The following is an 18,028-nucleotide window of genomic DNA, read 5'->3' on the forward strand; positions in this document are numbered from 1 at the left end:
TCTTCGAAGTTCAGGAGTCTTCGCGTGCCCGCAGCCAGCGCCACCGCGGTCGAAACCGGCCGCGCGTCCGGCAAGACCCGGCCCGACCTGCGCAACGTCGCGATCGTCGCCCACGTCGACCACGGCAAGACGACCCTGGTCGACGCCATGCTCCGCCAGTCCGGCGCCTTCGCCGAACGCGCCGAGCTGGTCGACCGCGTGATGGACTCCGGTGAGCTCGAGCGGGAAAAGGGCATCACCATTCTCGCGAAGAACACCTCGATCCACCGCCAGACCCCCGAGGGCACGGTCACCATCAACGTGATCGACACCCCGGGCCACGCCGACTTCGGCGGCGAGGTCGAGCGCGGCCTCTCCATGGTCGACGGCGTCGTGCTGCTGGTCGACGCGAGCGAGGGCCCGCTGCCTCAGACCCGCTTCGTGCTGCGCAAGACGCTCGAGGCGAAGCTGCCGGTGATCCTGCTGGTCAACAAGGTCGACCGGCCGGACGCGCGGATCTCCGAGGTCGTCGAGGAGACCCACGACCTGCTGCTCGACCTGGCCGGCGACATCGAGGACGCCGACCTCGACGCGATCCTCGACCTCCCGGTCGTCTACGCCTCCGCGCGCGCCGGCAAGGCGTCGCTCGAGCAGCCCGAGGACGGCGGCCTCCCCGACAGCGAAAACCTCGACCCGCTGTTCGAGACCCTGCTCCAGCACGTCCCGGCCCCGGCCGCGGACCTGGACGCCCCGCTGCAGGCGCTGGTCACCAACCTCGACGCGTCGAACTTCCTCGGCCGCATCGCGCTGATCCGCATCCACGCCGGCAAGCTCCGCAAGGGCCAGACCGTGGCCTGGATGCGCGAGGACGGCACCGTGCAGAACGTCCGGATCTCCGAGCTGCTCGTCACCGAGGCGCTCACCCGCGTCCCGGCGTCCGAGGCCAGCGCCGGCGAACTGGTCGCGATCGCGGGCATCCCGGACATCACCATCGGCGACACCCTCGCCGACGCGGAGAACCCGGTCGCGCTGCCCCGGATCACCGTCGACGAGCCCGCCATCTCGATGACCATCGGCGTCAACACCTCGCCGCTCGCCGGGCGCAACGGCGGCGACAAGGTCACCGCACGGCTGGTCAAGGCCCGCCTCGACCAGGAACTGATCGGCAACGTCTCGATCCGCGTCCTGCCGACCGAGCGCCCGGACACCTGGGAGGTGCAGGGCCGCGGCGAGCTGGCGCTGGCCATCCTGGTCGAGCAGATGCGCCGCGAGGGCTTCGAGCTCACCGTCGGCAAGCCGCAGGTGGTCCTGCGCACGATCGACGGCAAGCTGCACGAGCCGTTCGAGCGCCTGTACATCGACTCGCCCGAGGAGCACCTCGGCGCGATCACGCAGCTGCTCGCGTCCCGCAAGGGCCGCATGGAGGACATGAGCGGCAACGGCACCGGCCGGATCAAGCTGGTCTACGTGCTCCCGTCGCGCGGCCTCATCGGCTTCCGCACCGACTTCCTCACCGAAACCCGCGGCACCGGCATCGCGAACCACGTGTTCGAGGGCTACTTCCCGTGGGCGGGCGAGATCCGCACCCGGCACAGCGGCTCCTTGGTCGCCGACCGGTCCGGCCCGATCACCGCGTACGCGATGATCCAGCTCGCCGACCGCGGCACGTTCTTCGTCGAGCCCGGCGCGGAGGTGTACGAGGGCATGGTCGTGGGCGAGAACCCGCGGTTCGAGGACCTCGACATCAACATCACCAAGGAAAAGAAGCTCACCAACATGCGGCAGTCCTCGGCCGACGTGATGGAGACGCTGGCCCGCCCGCGCAAGCTCAGCCTCGAAGAGGCGCTGGAGTTCTGCGCGAGCGACGAATGCGTCGAGGTCGCGCCGGAGGTCGTGCGGGTCCGCAAGGTCACGCTCGACATCAACACCCGCGCCAAGGAGCGCTCGCGGGCCAAGAGCCGCGACAACAACAGCTGAACCTCTCGCAGGTGAAAAAGGGCGCCTCCCGTTCCCGGGAGGCGCCCTTTCGCGTGAACCCCGGCAGCGGTTCGTGCGTCCACTCTTATGGCGGTATCCACTCCGGTGTCACGGAGAGGCGGCCGATGTGGGAATCTCGATGCCGGCCCCCGCCCTGGCGTGGCAGCATGTCCGCTCGGACCACGGAGCGCGGCGGGAACTTTCAGGAGGACGAGCGTGCGATTCGGACGCCGGCTTGCGCCGGTCCTGGCGCTGGCGGGAGTACTGCTCGCCGCGTGTTCGAACACCCCGCCGCCCCCGGTGGTCACGTCGGCCCCGCCGTCGAGCACGACCAGCGCGGCGTCGTTGTCGCAGATCGTGGTCGGCGTGGACGACGTGGTCGGCGGCTACAACCCGCACAGCATCGCGGACTCGTCGACGATCACCACCGCGCTGTCGCAGCTGCTGCTGCCCTCGGTGTTCCGCCAGTCCGACGACGGCACGCGCACGCTCGACAAGACGCTGATGGTCTCCGCCGAGGTCGTCTCGCAGGTGCCGTTCACGGTCAAGTACGTGATCCGCCCGGACGCCTCGTGGTCCGACGGCGCCCCGATCGCCACCGAGGACTTCATCTATCTCGCCAACGCGATGAAGACGAACCCCGGCGTGATCGACCCGGCCGGGTACCGGCTGATCTCGGACATCGAATCCCGCGACGGCGGCAAGGGCGTTGAGGTCACCTTCAGCAAGCCGTATCCGGCCTGGCAGACGCTGTTCGACAACCTGCTGCCGCAGCACCTGCTCAAGGACTCTCCCGGCGGCTGGACGAACGCCCTCGCGACGAGCTTCCCCGCGGTAGCCGGACCGTTCGCGATCAAAACGATCGACACCGCTCGCGGCGAAGCGACCCTCCAGCGCAACGACCGGTACTGGGAAAAGCCGGCCGCGGTCGACACGCTGATCCTGCGCCGCTCCGACGCGTCCGGCATCGCGACCGCACTGCGCAGCGGCAACGACCAGTTCTCCTTGACCCGCACCGATTCCACCGGCCTGCAGCTGCTGAACGACCTGGGCTCGGCGGTCAAACTGCACACGGTGCCGCGTCCGCTGACCGCGTCGGTGCTGCTGCGCCCGGTGAGCGCGACGCTGTCCGACCCCCAAGTCCGCGCGGGCATCGCCGCGCTGCTGGACCGCGGAAAGCTGATCACGACCGGCGCGAAGGGCGGCCCGTCCGCGACGCTCAAAGCGGACGCCCAGGTCCTCCCGCCTTCGGCGAAGGGATACGCCCCCACCATTCCGGCCGGCCCGCCCGCCGCGCCGGACGCGACCAAGGCCGAGCAGTACTTCACCGCCGCCGGGTACAAGAAGGAAGCCGGCGTGTGGCGCAAGGGAAACAAGACGCTGTCGATCGTGCTCGCGTCGCCCGGCGAACAGGAACCGTACGCGTCGATCGCGAAGGAACTGGCGTCGGAACTGGTCGCGGGCGGCATTGAGGTCAACCAGATCAAACCGCAGCCGCGTGATCTGTACTCGTCGCTGCTGGCAATGCCGGTGGTGAACGGGAAACAGCAGGCGAGCCCGGACTCGAACAGCACCGTCGGCGTCGACATCGCCGTCGTGGGCCAACCCGTCGGTGGCGACCCGGCGACGGTACTGGCCTCCAGCTACGGCTGCGCCCCGGAACCCGCGCCGGTGGACAAGACGAAGCCCGTGATCCCGGCGAATCCCGCGGGAATGTGCGACCAGAGCTTGCAGGCGACGATCGACTCCGCCCTGACTGGTTCGGCGACGATCGCCGACTCGCTCAAGACGCTGGAACCGCAGCTGTGGTCCCAAAACGTCGTGATCCCGCTGTTCCAGGAAGCCGAGACTTTGGCGGTGGGCAAGGGGATTTCCGGCCTGACGCCCGGTCCGCCGATGCAGGGGCCCTTCGGCTCGGCGGTGAACTGGACCCGCGGCGCGACCTGATCCGGTACGCGCTGCTTCTCCGCTCCTCCTGACGTCCGTGAAGGGCTCCTTGAGGGAATCAGATTCCCTCAAGGAGCCCTTCACGGACCTCGCCATCGCACGCCAGCCCTCAACGGCGGGCGGGGAAGCCATGCCGCGCGGCCGACGCTGCGCATCGCCCTAACGAGATCGCGCGCCACACCCCGCTCGGCCGGTCATGCAAAAGGGGCCCCGCACCGTTAAGCGCGAGGCCCCTTTTCGCATACTGCGTCAGATCAACTGCAGACTCTCCGCGAAGTGGCAAGCCACCGGGTGCGCGTGCCCCCGGTCCACCAAAGCGGGCTCCTCCGTCTTGCACTTCTCGCGTCCGGCGTCGTCCAGCTGGTTCGCGAACTTCGGGCACCGGGTGCGGAACCGGCAGCCCGACGGCGGGTTGGCCGGGCTGGGCACGTCGCCGGTGATCACGATCCGCTGCCGGGTCCGCTCCTTGCGCGGGTCCGGCACCGGGATCGCCGAGATCAGCGCCTGCGTGTACGGGTGCGCCGGGGTCTGGAACAGCTCCTCCGACGGCGCGGTCTCGACGATCTTGCCGAGGTACATCACCGCGATCCGGTCGGCCACGTGCCGCACCACCGAGAGGTCGTGGGACACGAACAGGTACGACAAGCCGAGTTCCGCCTGCAGGTCCTTCAGCAGGTTCAGCACGCCGGCCTGGATCGAGACGTCCAGTGCGGACACCGGCTCGTCCAGCACCAGCACCTTCGGCTTCAACGCGAGCGCGCGGGCGATGCCGATGCGCTGCCGCTGGCCGCCGGAGAACTCGTGCGGGAACCGGTTGCCGTGCTCCGGGCGCAGGCCGACGGTCTTCATCAGGTCACGGACCTGCTGCTTGCCGCCCTTTTCGTACAGCCCGTGGATGCGCAGCGGTTCGGCGATGATCTCGTTCACCGGCAGACGCGGGTCGACCGAGGCGTACGGGTCCTGGAACACGATCTGCATGCTGCGCCGCAGCCGCTGCAGTTCGCGCTTGCCCATCGTCGCGAGGTCTTTGCCCTCGTAGGTCACCTTGCCGCTGGTGAGCGGCTGCAGTGCCAGCGCGACCCGGGCGGTGGTCGACTTGCCGCAGCCGGATTCGCCGACCAGCGCGAGCGTCTCGTGCGGGTAGATGTCGAACGACACGTCCGACACCGCCTGCACGGCCCCCGAGACGCGGCGGATCAGGCCGCCGCCGCGGATGGGGAAGTGCTTGACCAGGTTCTGCGCGGAGAGGACGGGCGCCTGCCCCGTCGTGGCCTCGCTCATCGGTTCGTCTCCGTGTCGGTCGCGGCGGCCTCCACGGCGACCGGGACGGCTGCCGCGTCGGCCGAGGTGGCGCTGAACAGCTCGGCCGGGTCCTTCCCGACGACCTGCTCGGTGAAGTGACAGGCCGCGTGCTGGCCGTTGGGTCCCGCCACGAGCGCGGGCTCCTCCTCGTCGCAAATCGGCTGCGACAGCGGGCAGCGCGGGCTGAACGGGCAGCCCGGCGGCATGTTCTGCGTGGCGGGCGGCGAACCGGTGATCGGCGTGAGCCGGTCGGTCTTCACGTCCAGCCGCGGCAGGCTGCCGAGCAGGCCCAGCGTGTACGGCATCCGCGGGTTGTAGAAGATGTCGTCGACCGTGCCGGACTCGACGACCTTGCCCGCGTACATCACGTGCACCCGGTCCGCCTGTCCCGCGATCACGCCGAGGTCGTGCGTGATCAGCACCATCGCCGCGCCGGTTTCCTTCTGCGCGGCCTGCAGCGCCTCGAGGATCTGCGCCTGCACCGTCACGTCGAGCGCGGTGGTCGGCTCGTCCGCGATGATCACGTCCGGGTTGTTGGCCATCGCGATCGCGATCACCACGCGCTGGCGCATGCCGCCGGACAACTGGTGCGGGTACTCGTCCGCACGCTGCGCCGGGTTCGGGATGCGGACCAGGTCGAGCAGTTCGATCGCCTGCTTCTTCGCGACGTCCTTGCGCACGTCGTGGTGCGCGGTGATCGCCTCGGCGATCTGGTCGCCCACGGTGTACACCGGGTTCAGCGAGGTCATCGGGTCCTGGAAGACCATCGCGATGCCCTTGCCGCGGACCCGGTTCAGTTCCTTCTCGTTCGACTTCAGCAGGTCCTGCCCGCCGAACCGGATCGAGCCGGACACCTTCGCGGTCTTCGGCAGCAGGCCCATCACCGCGAGCGAGGTCACCGACTTGCCGGAACCCGATTCGCCGACGATGCCGAGCACCTCGCCGCGGCGAAGCTGGTAGTTCACGCCGCGCACGGCGCTGACCACGCCCTCGCTGGTCGGGAACTGCACGGTCAGGTCCTCAACGACGAGGACGGGATCGCCGCCGCGTCCTTGCGAGCCGTTCTCGGTCATGCGCGCACCTTCGTCTGCTGGGGGTCGAACGCGTCCCGCAGGCCGTCCCCGATGAAGTTGATCGTCAGCGCGATCAGGATGATGAAAATGCCCGGGAAGTAGAACAGCCACGGCCGCGTGTCGATCGCGGTCTGCGCGCTGCTCACGAGGAGCCCGAGCGAGGTGTCCGGCGGCTGCACGCCGAAGCCGAGGAACGACAGCGCCGTCTCGAGCAGGATGGCGATCGACACGAGGATCGTCAGGTTGACGATGATCGCGCCGAGCGCGTTGGGCACCAGGTGCCGGAAGATGATCCGGCTGTCGCTCGCGCCGAGCGCCTTCGAGGCCTCGACGAACTCCTTCTCTCGCAAGGAAAGCACGACACCGCGCGCCACCCGGGACACATAAGCCCAGTAGAGCCCGCCGATGACGACCGCGATCAGCCACCACGTGCCGCCGGACTGGTGGCCGAGCACCGCGGCCACCGCGAGCAGGGGCAGCGTGAGCACGAGGTCGGCGATGCGCATCAGGACCGTGTCGAGCCAGCCGCGGTAATAACCGGCGACCGCGCCCCACACCGTGCCCACGACGGTCGCGAAGATCGCGACGAGGATCGAGATCTGCAGCGAGATCTGCGTCCCGCGCATGACCTGCGCGAGGGTGTCGTGGCCGACCGCGTCGGTGCCGAACGGGTGGTCGCCCGAGGGCGGGGCCGAGTTCTGGTCGGTGATGTCGGCCGCGTTGTACTTCCAGATCGCGGCTCCGACATAGGCGAACAGGATGATCAGCACGAACACGACGAGGCTGATCATCGCGAGCCGGTGCTGCAGGAACCGCCGGAAAACCAGCTGAGCCTGGCTGCGCTCCTTGACCGTGAACTCGCGTTCCGGCGCGCCCTGCGGGGTCTGCGGGTCGTCCGGAGCGAACCGAGCGCCGCCCAGGGTGGTGGGCGGGGTGTCGAATACGTCGTTAGGCATAGCGGATCCTCGGGTCGAGCAGGCCGTAGAGCAGATCGGCGACCAAGTTGAGCAGGATGATGAACGTGGCCGCGATGAGAAGCCAGGCTTCCACCGCGTACACGTCGCTTCGCTTGATCGCGTCCAGCAGGAAAGCGCCCGCGCCTTGCCATTGGAACACGGTCTCGGTCACCACGGCACCGCCGAGGATCGAGCCGATGTCGAGAGCGGTCACCGTGGTCAGCGGGATCAGCGCGTTGCGCAGCGCGTGCTTGCGCGTCACCGTCCAGCGCGGCAGGCCCTTGGCCCGGGCGAGACGGACGTAATCGCTGTTGAGCACCTCGAGCATGGACGCGCGCTGGTAGCGGCTCCAGGCCGCGTAACTGGTCAGCGCGAGCGAGATCGTCGGCAGGATCAGGTGGCCGAGCACGTCGCCGAACTGGGACCAGAACCCGCCCGCGGCGACCACCGACGAGGAACCGATGGTGTAGAAGACCTGGTCGCCGACCGTCGTGTTGATCGAGATGCCGATCTGCTTCAGCACGAGGGCGAACCAGAACGACGGCATCGACAGGAAGAGGAAGCCGAAGAAGGTCGCGGTGTAGTCGAACTTGGAGTACTGCCGCGACGCGCTGATCACGCCGATCAGCACGGCGAGGATCAGCGCCACCACCATGGCGAGCACGATCAGCCGCAGCGTCACGCCGAACCGGCCGAACACCTCGCTGCCGATGTTCATGGTGGACTGGACCGAGGGCCCGAAATCACCGTGCAGCACGCCGGTGATCCAGTGCCAGTATCGCTCGAGAATCGGCTGGTCGAGATGCAGCCGGATGCGTTCGAGCTCGATGGTGCGAGGGGGCGGCGGCGGGTTTCTCGCGATCAGCGGGGTCAACGGGTTGGCCGAAAGCGACACCATCACGAAGACGACGAACGTCGACACGATGAGGATCGGCACCGAGACGAAAAGCCGGCGCAGTGCGAAGGCAAGCATGGAGGTCTTCCTGCTCTGGACGGTGTTCTGCCGGCGCCCGCCGCTCGTGGTGGCAGGCCTTGGCGACGTAACGGGGCAATCGTGGTGTTCGGGAACTAAAAGGGCAATTGTTCGCGGATACGGTGAAGGGCCGGCTTTGCGGCCGGCCCTTCACCGGTTGTCCTGCGGGAATCTACCGGTCGTTGATCACTTCCGGATGCCCCACTCCGCCATGTTGTACACCGGCCCGTCGAGGGTCGAGTTGTTGCGGATGTTCGCGATCTTGTCCGACGAGGCGATGAAGGTCGGCTTCTGGTACAGCGGAAGCACGTAAGCGTCCTCGGACATGATCTGGTCGGCCTGGTTGAGCAGGTCCGCCGCCTTGGTCTGGTCGGTCTCGGCGTTGGCCTGCGCCATCAGGCTGTCGACCTGCGGGCTGCTGTACTTGCCGTAGTTGTTGCCCTGCCCGGTGCCCCAGTTCTGGATCGCGCCGCCGAACGGGAACGGCGAAGCGACCCACGCGAACACGATGACGTCGTAGTCGCCGCTGGTGGTGGTCTGGCCGAGGTCGTCGGTGGACTGGACCTTCACCTTGACGCCCAGCTGAGCCGCGGTCTGCGCGAACAGCTCGCACTCGTTCTGCCGGATCTGGTTGCCGACGGTGTAGCGGATGCGCAGCTCGGGGATCGGCTTGCCGCTCGGGTCGGACAGCTGGTTGTTGGCCAGCTTGTAGCCCGCGTCGGTCAGGATCTTCTTGGCCTTCTCGATGTCACCGGAGCCCTGGCCGGTCGCGCTCACCGTGTCCTTGTAGCCGGTCTGCTGCGGCACGAAGTTGTGGTTGTTGAGCGGCTCGACCTTGTTGGTGAACTGGCCGACGGTCTTGGCGATCATGTCCTTGCGGTTGACCGCGGTGAACAGCGCCTGGCGCAGCGGCTTCTGGGCCAGCGCCGGGTTCTTCAGGTTGAAGTCGAAGTGCTCCCAGGTCAGGCCGAGGCCGATGAACGAGGAGATGTTCGGCATGTTCTTGACCTGGTTGATCAGGTCGACCTGCGGCTGCGGGTAGATGACCTGCACCTCGTTGTTCTGCAGTGCGGTCGGCTCCTGCGTCGCGTCGGTGATGACGCGGAAGATGACGCTGTTCAGCTTCGGCTTCGCGCCCCAGTACTTGTCGTTCGGGACCTCGGTGACCGACTGGTTGTTGACGAACTTCGAGATCTTCCACGGGCCGCCCGACCAGGTCGGGACAGTCGTGCCGAACCACTTGAAGGACGACGCGAGGCCGGCCGGGGTGTTGGTGTCGCCGTGCTGCTTGGCCAGGTGCGCCGGGTACATCGCGCCGCCGGAGCTCCAGAGCAGCTTCCAGTCGGTGAACGGCTTGTCGAACACGACCGTCACGGTCTTGCCGTTGTCAGAGCCGGTGACGGACTTGACCTGGTCGTAGCCCGCGGTGCTGGCCGCGGCGCAGTCGGGGCAGTCCTTGCCGTTCTGGACCTTGTAGTTGTAGATGAAGTCGTCGGCGGAGAACGGCGTGCCGTCCGACCAGACGGCCTTCGGGTTCAGCTTGTAGACGACCGTCTGCGGGCTGGTGCTGGTGACCTCGGCCGACTCGACGAAGTCCTTGTTCAGGACCGGCTTGAGGTCGGGGGTCGCGTAGAAGGTGTAGGGCAGCAGGCCCTTGGTCACCTCGCCGGTTTCGAAGACGTTGCCCTCGGCCGAGATGACGTTCCAGTTCGGGACGTTCTTCTCGATCGCGTAGGTGACGTCGCCGCCCTGCTGGAGCTGATCGGCCTGTGCCGCGTTGCAGGTGTTCGGGTTCTTGTCGCAGTCGGCGAATGCCTGCCCGGTCTGCACCGCGCTGTTGCCGCCTCCGCCACCACCGCATGCGGAGAGCAGAAGGGCCGCGCCCGCGACGAACGCGCCGAGTTTCGCGGCGCGCGACCTAGTCGTCACTAACATTCATTCTCCTTGCTCGACGCCGTCGCGGGTTTGCGAGGCGGCTCTTCCTGACGCGCAAGCACCGATCGGTATCGCGTTGCTCACCGTAGCCGTGAAACTTAGGCATTGGACAGACGGCAAACCTATCGATCCGGACACTCTCAGTGAGATCGTTGCGGAACAGATATCTCGTGCCCCCTGGTTGCACCGTGGTTTCCGCACTTGATCGACTACGGTCAGTAGTTGATCACGGAAATTCGGAACCGGTTCGAGTGGCAGTTCAGTCCAGCGGACCGATAGGCCCGGCGGACAATAACCGCCCCGTTCCGTACGCGGTACCCCAGCTAATGGAGTAGTCACGCGGCCGCGACGAACCCGAAGTGACAAGAAATTGGTCCGATCTCGTGAAGCGAAAGAACGCGCCCGTCGCCGAACGCGGACACGGCGGCCCGGACGGCGAGAGGTGCTCGGTGGGTGTTCCGAGCATCTTGCGTCCTTGCCCGCGTATTCCGAACCGCGGAACGTTCCGCGGAAGGGAACGCCCACGGTCCGGGACGCTGGTCCGACGTGGTGGGATGCGGATGCATTTTCCCGTGCACGCCGCCGATTTCCGGTCCCGAGCGCCGCGCCGGGGGTCGGCCTCCCGGGCGCGGACGCGACGGTCATTAACCTGAGGGCGTGAAGCGGAAGCTGCTGCTGGTCCACGCGCACCCGGACGACGAAAGCATCGCCACCGGCGGCGTCATCGCCCGCTACGGCGCGGAAGGCGCCGAGGTGTGCGTCGTGACCTGCACGCTCGGCGAAGAGGGCGAAATCGTCCCGCCGCGGCTGGCGCGGCTCGTCGCGGCGGAGGCCGACCAGCTCGGCGGGTACCGGTCCGGGGAAATGGCCGCCGCGGCCGCCGCGCTCGGCCTCGCCCGGCACGAGTACCTCGGCGGCATCGGCCGGTGGCGCGATTCGGGCATGGCGGGCACGCCCGCCGCCGAGCACCCGCGGGCGTTCACCGGCGGGCCGGCGGTGGAGCAGACCGCTCAGCTGCGGGAGCTCATCGACGATTTCGCCCCGCAGGTAGTCGTCACCTACGACTCCTTCGGCGGCTACGGCCATCCCGACCACATCCGCGCGCACGAGATCACCATGGCGGCGGCCCCGGACGCCCCGTCGGTCCAGCGGGTCTTCCACGTGGTCCAGTCCGAGGCCGCGCTCGCCGCCGGGCTCGCCGAACTGCGCGCCGACGGAACATCACCGTTCCGGGTGGCTGACGACGGCGAGCTTCCGTCCACTCCGGACGGCAAGATCACCACCGTGGTCGACATCTCCGCGCACCGGCAGACCAAGCTGGCGGCACTGCGCGCGCACGAAACCCAGCTGACCGTGGTCGACGGCGCGGTCAGCCACTTCGCGCTGACCAACAGCATCGCGCAGCCGATCCCGTCCGCCGAATACTTCGTGCTCGCCTACGGCGACGCGGCCGGCGCCGAGACCGATCTGTTCGGCGGGTGGTGACGGTGTCCGCCCCGCTCACTCGCGACCAGCGGCTGATGCTGGCGCTGCTCGCGTTCGACGCGGTCGTGCTGGCGCTGCTCGAACTGTTCTTCCTCCCGCTGCGGGTCGGCCCGCTCGGCGAGGTGCCGTTGCCGGTCACCGCGGTGGTCGGCGCGGTCACCACGCCGTGGCTCGTGCTGACCGCGGCGAAGCTCGTCCGCCCGGGGCTGTCGTTCGTGCCGCTGCTGGTGTGGGTACTCGTCGTGTTCGGGGTCGGCCTGTTCGGTCCGGGCGGCGACGTCGTGCTCGTCCAGGACTGGCGCGCGCTGCTGCTGCTCGGCGCGAGCGCCCTGCCCGCCGCGTTGGTCCTCGGCGGCGGGCTCGGCCGGGCCGCGGCGAAGGGAGGCGTCCGTGTCTGAGGCCATTTCGGACCGTCAGGTCGTGGCGATCCTGCGTCCGTTCGTCCGGGCCTGCGCTCCGATGATCGACGCGCTGCGCGAGGCCGACCCGTTCGGCATGCAGGCGCGCACCCGGCGCGGCGAGGGCGAATTCGTCGACGCCGGGTTGAAGAAGAAAATGCTCCGCGCCCTGACCTCGGTGAAGGTGCCGGGCACCGCGGGATGGGCGGCGATGGACATCGACCAGCGCGCGAGCTGGTGGGTCAACCGCGTCGGCAGGCTCACCTCGTTGCTGACCTCGATCCCCGGGCTCGGCGGCGCGCTCGCCGACCGGCTGCCGGTGCAGGACACCCTCGGCGCGGCGTCGCAGGGACTGGTGCTGTGCGCGATCGCGGGGGAGTACGGCGTGACCGACGTCGGCAGCCGCGTCCGGCTGATCGCCTCGGTGCTGTTCGAACGCGACATCGACGCCGACCTCGCGTCGGGTGCCAAGCACGACAAGTCCGCGAAGTCCGCTGAGGACAGTGAGACCGCGCGGCTCACCGAGGAACTCGACGAATCCCACCGCAAACACGGCAAGGTGACCGCGAAAGCCGTCGCCAGCACGCTCTGGCACCTGGGCAAGTCGCTGTGGGGGATCACCGGCGAACTCGAGAAGCGCCCGCGCGGCCGATGGTTCCACCGGGCGCTCGGGATGCTGCCGGTGGTCGGCGCGGCGGGCGACTACCTCGGCGAGCGCTCCGGACTGAAAAAGGTCTGGAAGCGTGCGCACGCGTGGCTCATGGCCCACCGGGAGTGGGCCTGAGCGGTCAGTGCCAGAAGAGGAACGCCCTCTGCCCGATGTAGGCCGCGGCCGCGTTCCCGCCGAGCGGTTCGTAGATGTGCCCGGCGATCGTCCAGAGCAGATCCGACACCGGCCGGAAAAGGAAGAACAGCGCGAAGAGCACCAGCGGCGCCCACGGCCGCACCCGCGCGCCGAACGCCCGCGCCTGCGGCGAGAGGTACGGCTCCAGCGCGCCCCAGCCGTCCAGCCCCGGCACCGGCAGGATGTTGATCAGGAAGGTCATCATCTGCAGCAGCGCGAGGTACGACATCGCGTAGAAGAGGCCGGTCGCCATCGGGATCAGCATCGTCGCCAGGCACAGCGCGGCGCCGACGGCGAGGTTGCTGAGCGGACCGGCCAGCGAGGTCCACGAGGCCGTCGCGCGATTGCGCAGCGCGCCGCGGTTGATCCACACCGCGCCGCCGGGCAGCGGGATGCCGCCGATCAGCAAGAAGATGAGCGGCAGCACGAAGGACAGGACGGGGTCGGCGTAACGCCGGACGTCCAGCGAGAGGTACCCCTTGTGAGCGATCTCGTGATCACCGCCGCGGAAGGCGACGAAGGCGTGCCCGAACTCGTGGAGCGTCAGCGACGCCATCCAGCCGCCCAAGACGAGCAGCACGACGCCCGCGATGAACATCGGGTCGCGGGAACCGAGAAGAGTCGTGGAATCACCGTATGCAGCCAGGAAACCACCGGCGACGGCGACGGCGAGGATGCCGAGGAAGATCGGGCTCGGACGCACTGCTGATCTCTGCACCCCACCAGTCTTCCGTATGCCCGGTGTGAAGTCTTCGGCGTGTCCCCTTGCGCACCCGGGCACAGAGATCCCCCGAACTCGCTACTCGGCTTGACCTGGCCGCACTACACAGGTGTAATCACAGTGATGTCATTCGCTGTCGGAGGGGGCAGCGGGTGTCGTTTCACCACCGCCAGCCTGGGGAGTGCGTAGGAGCGAGGAGGCGGACGTGCGGTTGGAAGCGGACAACAGGGAATGGGGGCACGTCGTGGGTTGGGGAGAGAACCCGGAGCAGCAGCTCGGGGATCTGACCGACCTTTTCGACGTCCCCGAGGAGCAGGACTGGCAGGAGCGCGCCCTGTGCGCGCAGACCGACCCGGAGGCGTTCTTCCCCGAGAAGGGCGGCTCGACCCGCGAGGCCAAGCGGATTTGCCTTGGCTGCGAGGTCAAGGACGACTGTCTCGAGTATGCGCTGGCGCACGACGAGCGCTTCGGCATCTGGGGCGGACTGTCCGAACGGGAACGTCGCAAGCTGAAGAAACGGGCTGTCTAAACGGGTTTCGGTTCCCCCGGTCCACGCGGACCGGGGGTGCGCCCCGCCGCGAGCGCGGCGGTGAGCGAGTGCTGCGGCCGGTGCGGCACGGCGGGATGGGAGTCCTCGCCGAGGTGGCGCCGGGCACATTCGCCGGATTCGTGCGGCCGCCTCCAGTGGCGGGCCTGAGGGCAGAAGTACCGTCACGGCGGCCGGAAAATCGGTGCTGTGCCGTGGTTCTCTTTGTGATCTTCGTCTTCCGCCGCTGAAACCCCGGTGTGCCGCGGATCTCGCGGCTGGATCGGGTGCCGGTTCCTCACGTGAGCGCGCCGGTTCGGCGTCCGCGGACTTTTTCTCGTGCTCGGTTCGTCCACGCGGTGGGAGCGGTGGGATCCGCCGGACGCGCGGCGTGGGCCGGTGCCCGCGGGTTCGCGCAGGCCGTAGGGTGACCGCACCCATCGTCCCGTCCGAGCAGGAGCCGTTCTTGCCTCGCACCGTCGTTCCGCCCGCTGTGCGGACGTTGCCCGTTCTGGCCATTGTGGTCTGTCACGACGGCGAAGAATGGCTGCCGCTGGCGCTTTCCGCGTTGCGGCGCAGCACAGTCCGTCCGCGGCACGTGCTCGCCGTGGACACCGGATCCACCGACCGTACCCCGAAACTGCTCGCCGACGCAGCGCAACCGGGCGCGGCCGCCGAGGAGCCGGTGCTGTCCGGAGTTGTCACTCTGACGAGTGAAACCGGGTTCGCGGAGGCGGTCGCCGCGGGCGTCGCGCACGCGGTGGAACGCTGGGGCGACCCGGGAACGTGGCTGTGGGTGCTGCACGACGACTGCGCCCCCGAACCCGACTGCCTCGACCAGCTCGTGCGCGCCGCGGAGGAAAACCCGTCCGCGAAAGTGCTCGGGCCGCTCGGCACCGACTGGACCGATCCGCGGCTGATCGTCGAGGCGGGGCTGTCCACCGACGCCTCCGGGCACCGCCAGCAGATGGCCGCGCCGGACGGCGAACCCAGCGAGGTCCTCGCCGTCCCGAGCGCCGGATCGTTGGTGCAGCGGGAACTCTGGGACGCGCTCGGCGGCTACGACGAGGACTTCCCGTTGCTGCGCGAGGATCTCGACTTCGGCTGGCGCGCCAACGCGGCGGGCTCGCTCGTGCTGTCGGTGCCCTCCGCGCGCGTCCGGCACGCTCGCGCCGTGTCCACCGGGCAGCGCACCCCGGACGCCGCCGGTCGTCCGCTGGCCGCGCTGAACCGTTCGCACGGCGTACGCGTCTTTCTCGTGAACTGCTCGACCCCGTCGTTCTGGTTCGGGCTCGTCCGGCTGCCGGTCCTGTTGGTGCTGCGCGCGTTCGTGTTCTTCGTGCTGCGGCGCACCACCGAAGCGGGCGCGGAACTGGCCGCGCTCGGATACTTGTGCGGGGGCAAGGGAAATCTCCGCGCAGCCCGGGCGCGGCGGCGGGAGCAGCCGCGGCCCGGCACTGTCCGCGGGCTCTTCACGAGCCGGATCGCGAGGCTGCGCAACGCGATCAGCGCCGGCGTGGTTGGACTCGTCCGGCGCGGGGTACAGAGCGATGTAGCACTCGGGACGGTGCCGGAAAGCGTCGAGCAGGAGTCGGCGTGGATTCCGCCGGAGGCGCTCGCCGCGTCCGGCGCGCGTCCGGTCGGTCCGGACGCCTTGCCCGCCGGTGCGCTGCGCGGGCTGAGCACGCGCGGCCGGGGACTGCGCCGGCCGGGCACGGTCGTCGCGGTCACGCTGCCGGAAGCGCCGGTGTCCGAAGAGGACACTGAACCGGCCGAGGAGACCGCGGCTCAGCCGTCGCCTTCGCCCCGTCCGGAACCCGCCGCGCCCGAACCGGATCTGGTGTTCGTGGAGGTCAACCGGCGACGCGTGCTCGCCGCGACCGTCTTCGCTCCGCCGGTGGTGTTGGTCGTTCTGCTCACCGCGCTGGCTTTGGTGCTCAACCGCGGCCGGCTCGGTCTCGACTTGTGGGGCGGCCAACTGCTGCCGGTCGGCGGGCTCGGCGAGATCTGGTCGACGTACCTGTCGCCGTGGCATTCGGTCGCCGGCGGCACCGGTGCGCCCGCTCCCGCGACGCTGCCGGTGCTCGGCACGATCGGCGCGATCTTCGCCCCGATCGGCGGTCCGGCCGCGCTCGTGGCGATCCTGCTCATCGGCGACATCCCGCTCGCCGCGCTGAGTGCGTACGTCGCCACTCGCAAGCTCGCCGTGCGCCGCTGGGTGCGCGCTGCCGTTGCCGCGACGTACGCGTTGCTGCCTGCCGCGACCGCGTCGGTCGCGCAGGGGCGGCTCGATGTGGTGGTGGTGCATCTCGTGCTGCCGCTTGTGGTCGCGGGGATCGTTCGGTTGCTGACTCGGCCGGGCACGCGGTGGTTGCACGTCTCGGCGCTGTCGGCCTTCGGGGTCGCGTTGCTGGGCGCGTTCTCGCCGCTCGCGCACGGGCTGGCGCTGGTGGGTCTGCTGGTCGGGTTCGTGGTGCTGCCCGCGCCGTCCGGGTTGGCTCGGCGGGTGGCGTCGGTCGGGATCGTGGTGCTGTTGCCGCTGGTTCTGCTGCTGCCTTGGCCGACTGTGCTGCTGCGGCATCCGGAACTGCTGCTGCAAGGTCTTGGCGGTCCGGCCGCGCCCGCGTCCGCTACGGATTTTGCCGGGCTTACGCCGGGTGGGCCGGGGGCGTGGCCGATCGGGGTGGTGGTGCTCGCGGCGACGCTGGTCGCGCTTGTGGTGCGGCCGCGGAAGCAGGTCGTTGGCGGGTTGGCGCTCGCGGTGCTGGGGCTGATCGGCGTCGTGCTGGTGCGGCAGGTGCAGCTGACGCCGATGCAGGGCGGGGCACCGGCGTCTGGGTACGCCGGGGTGCCGTTGCTGGTGGTCGGCGCTGGGTTGTTGTGGGCGGTGCTGGCTACTTGGCAGCGGGGTGGTGCGGCGGTGCCTGCGGTTTGGTTGCCGAAGGTGCTCGCGGTCGCCGGGGTTGTGGTGGTGGCTGCGCTGGGTGTGGGGGCGGTCGCGACCGGGTCCGAGGGGCCGTTGACGTCGGCGGCGCGTCCGCAGCTTGCGCCTGAGGTGGCGGCGGATGTCGCGGCTACGGGGCGTTCGGTGCTGGATGTCAGCGCGGGGCAGGTGCGGCAGACCGGTGGTCGGCTGGCGCTCCTCGGGGACGATGAGCTCGCGCCGGTCAAGGGGACGCCGGAGCGGCTGGCCGACTGGCGGCGGGGGCTGGGGCAGGGGGATGTCGCGGCGCTGAAGCGGGTGTTCGCGGCTGCTGCGGCTTCTGGGGTGCAGTACGTGGTGTTGCCGGTGGGAACGGATGCTCGGGCGTTCGCCGCGGCGGCCAGTGATCTTGCTGCGGTGGCTGCGCCTATGTCGGACGGGCGGCCTACGTTGCGGTTGCTGCCTAAGTCCGGGGAGGTGGCGCTGATCTCGCCGGAGTTGGCCAAGCAGGCCGTGACCGGTGGGGGTGCGCCGGGGACTAATCCGGGGATTTCGCCGGTGGCTGCTCGGTTGCCGGACGTGCGGGTTCGGGCTTCTGAAGGGCCTACTGGGCGGTTGCTCGTGCTGGCGGCTGAGCAGGAGGCTGGGTGGCAGGCGAGTGTCGACGGGAAGGCGGTGCCGATCGTGCCTGCTTGGGGGCATCAGGTTGCCGTGTCGGTGCCTGCGAAGTCTTCGGAGGTGTCGGTGACGTTCCCTGGGACTGAGCGGGGGTTGTTGCTGCTGGTGCAACTGGCGGCGGTGTTGTTTACGGCGTTGACGGCTATTCCTTCTCGGGGGCGGGACTGAGCGGCTCGTCGCCTGGCGGCGACATCGGCCGCCTTGGTTGCGTGGTGCACCCCGAAGCTTGATTGTGCTGACGGTTCGGGGGTGCTTGTCAAGGCGGGAAAGATGCCTTGACAAGCACCCCCGAACCGCAGGGAGGCTTCGTA

13 protein-coding genes are annotated in these 18,028 nt (G+C 69.1%); 7 read left to right on the top strand and 6 right to left on the bottom strand.

Annotation, left to right across the window (positions count from 1 at the left end):
- Nucleotides 1-24: 24 nt before the first annotated feature.
- Together typA and PUT80_RS17190 are read left to right on the top strand one after the other, a co-directional pair.
- Nucleotides 25-1,956: a translational GTPase TypA gene (gene typA / locus PUT80_RS17185; RefSeq protein WP_037816632.1), complete on the top strand. Its 1,932-nt coding sequence runs from the start codon at nucleotides 25-27 to the stop codon at nucleotides 1,954-1,956.
- A gap of 216 nt (nucleotides 1,957-2,172) precedes the next feature.
- A complete protein-coding gene (locus PUT80_RS17190; RefSeq protein WP_275292812.1) occupies nucleotides 2,173-3,903 on the top strand; it encodes an ABC transporter family substrate-binding protein in 1,731 nt (576 codons plus the stop codon).
- Nucleotides 3,904-4,152: 249 nt separating this feature from the next.
- Here the strand turns inward: PUT80_RS17190 and PUT80_RS17195 are convergent, their stop codons facing one another.
- From PUT80_RS17195 to PUT80_RS17215, 5 genes are all read right to left on the bottom strand, one after another.
- Nucleotides 4,153-5,184, bottom strand: a complete 1,032-nt coding sequence (locus tag PUT80_RS17195) for an oligopeptide/dipeptide ABC transporter ATP-binding protein (RefSeq protein ID WP_037816630.1) — start codon at nucleotides 5,182-5,184, stop codon at nucleotides 4,153-4,155.
- Entirely contained in the window at nucleotides 5,181-6,278 is a 1,098-nt protein-coding gene (locus PUT80_RS17200) for an ABC transporter ATP-binding protein (RefSeq protein ID WP_037816629.1), read from the bottom strand. The genes PUT80_RS17195 and PUT80_RS17200 overlap by 4 nt, the downstream gene beginning before the upstream one ends.
- The gene (locus tag PUT80_RS17205) at nucleotides 6,275-7,234 is read right to left on the bottom strand and encodes an ABC transporter permease (protein ID WP_037816628.1); all 960 of its coding nucleotides are present in this window, start codon (nucleotides 7,232-7,234) and stop codon (nucleotides 6,275-6,277) included. The genes PUT80_RS17200 and PUT80_RS17205 overlap by 4 nt, the downstream gene beginning before the upstream one ends.
- Nucleotides 7,227-8,207: an ABC transporter permease gene (locus tag PUT80_RS17210; protein ID WP_037816627.1), complete on the bottom strand. Its 981-nt coding sequence runs from the start codon at nucleotides 8,205-8,207 to the stop codon at nucleotides 7,227-7,229. Before PUT80_RS17210 ends, PUT80_RS17205 begins: the two co-directional genes overlap by 8 nt.
- Before the next feature lie 186 nt (nucleotides 8,208-8,393).
- Nucleotides 8,394-10,142, bottom strand: coding sequence for an ABC transporter family substrate-binding protein (locus PUT80_RS17215; RefSeq protein WP_134728069.1), 1,749 nt, complete (start codon nucleotides 10,140-10,142; stop codon nucleotides 8,394-8,396).
- 657 nt (nucleotides 10,143-10,799) lie between these two features.
- On the opposite strand from PUT80_RS17215, the gene mshB reads away from it, so the two are divergent.
- Genes mshB through PUT80_RS17230 form a run of 3 tightly spaced genes read left to right on the top strand, consistent with a single transcriptional unit; the run spans nucleotide 10,800 to nucleotide 12,809 of the window.
- Nucleotides 10,800-11,627, top strand: coding sequence for an N-acetyl-1-D-myo-inositol-2-amino-2-deoxy-alpha-D-glucopyranoside deacetylase (gene mshB, locus PUT80_RS17220; protein ID WP_275292813.1), 828 nt, complete (start codon nucleotides 10,800-10,802; stop codon nucleotides 11,625-11,627).
- Nucleotides 11,624-12,025 carry a hypothetical protein gene (locus PUT80_RS17225; RefSeq protein WP_037816862.1) on the top strand — a complete coding sequence of 134 codons (402 nt, stop codon included), beginning with the start codon at nucleotides 11,624-11,626 and terminating at the stop codon, nucleotides 12,023-12,025. The genes mshB and PUT80_RS17225 overlap by 4 nt, the downstream gene beginning before the upstream one ends.
- On the top strand, nucleotides 12,018-12,809 hold the full coding sequence (locus tag PUT80_RS17230) for a hypothetical protein (RefSeq protein WP_275292814.1): 792 nt from the start codon (nucleotides 12,018-12,020) through the stop codon (nucleotides 12,807-12,809). Before PUT80_RS17225 ends, PUT80_RS17230 begins: the two co-directional genes overlap by 8 nt.
- Before the next feature lie 4 nt (nucleotides 12,810-12,813).
- On the opposite strand, the gene PUT80_RS17235 is transcribed toward PUT80_RS17230, so the two are convergent.
- Entirely contained in the window at nucleotides 12,814-13,572 is a 759-nt protein-coding gene (locus tag PUT80_RS17235; protein WP_037816623.1) for a site-2 protease family protein, read from the bottom strand.
- Between the two features lie 223 nt (nucleotides 13,573-13,795).
- Between PUT80_RS17235 and PUT80_RS17240 the strand changes: the two genes are divergently transcribed.
- Both PUT80_RS17240 and PUT80_RS17245 read left to right on the top strand, forming a co-directional pair.
- The gene (locus tag PUT80_RS17240; protein WP_037355639.1) at nucleotides 13,796-14,119 is read left to right on the top strand and encodes a WhiB family transcriptional regulator; all 324 of its coding nucleotides are present in this window, start codon (nucleotides 13,796-13,798) and stop codon (nucleotides 14,117-14,119) included.
- Between the two features lie 463 nt (nucleotides 14,120-14,582).
- Nucleotides 14,583-17,885 carry a glycosyltransferase family 2 protein gene (locus PUT80_RS17245; RefSeq protein WP_275292817.1) on the top strand — a complete coding sequence of 1,101 codons (3,303 nt, stop codon included), beginning with the start codon at nucleotides 14,583-14,585 and terminating at the stop codon, nucleotides 17,883-17,885.
- The last annotated feature ends 143 nt before the right edge of the window (nucleotides 17,886-18,028 follow it).

Origin of the sequence: Amycolatopsis sp. La24, assembly GCF_029087445.1 — a bacterium.
In the GTDB taxonomy this organism is placed as follows: Bacteria; Actinomycetota; Actinomycetes; order Mycobacteriales; family Pseudonocardiaceae; genus Amycolatopsis; species Amycolatopsis nivea.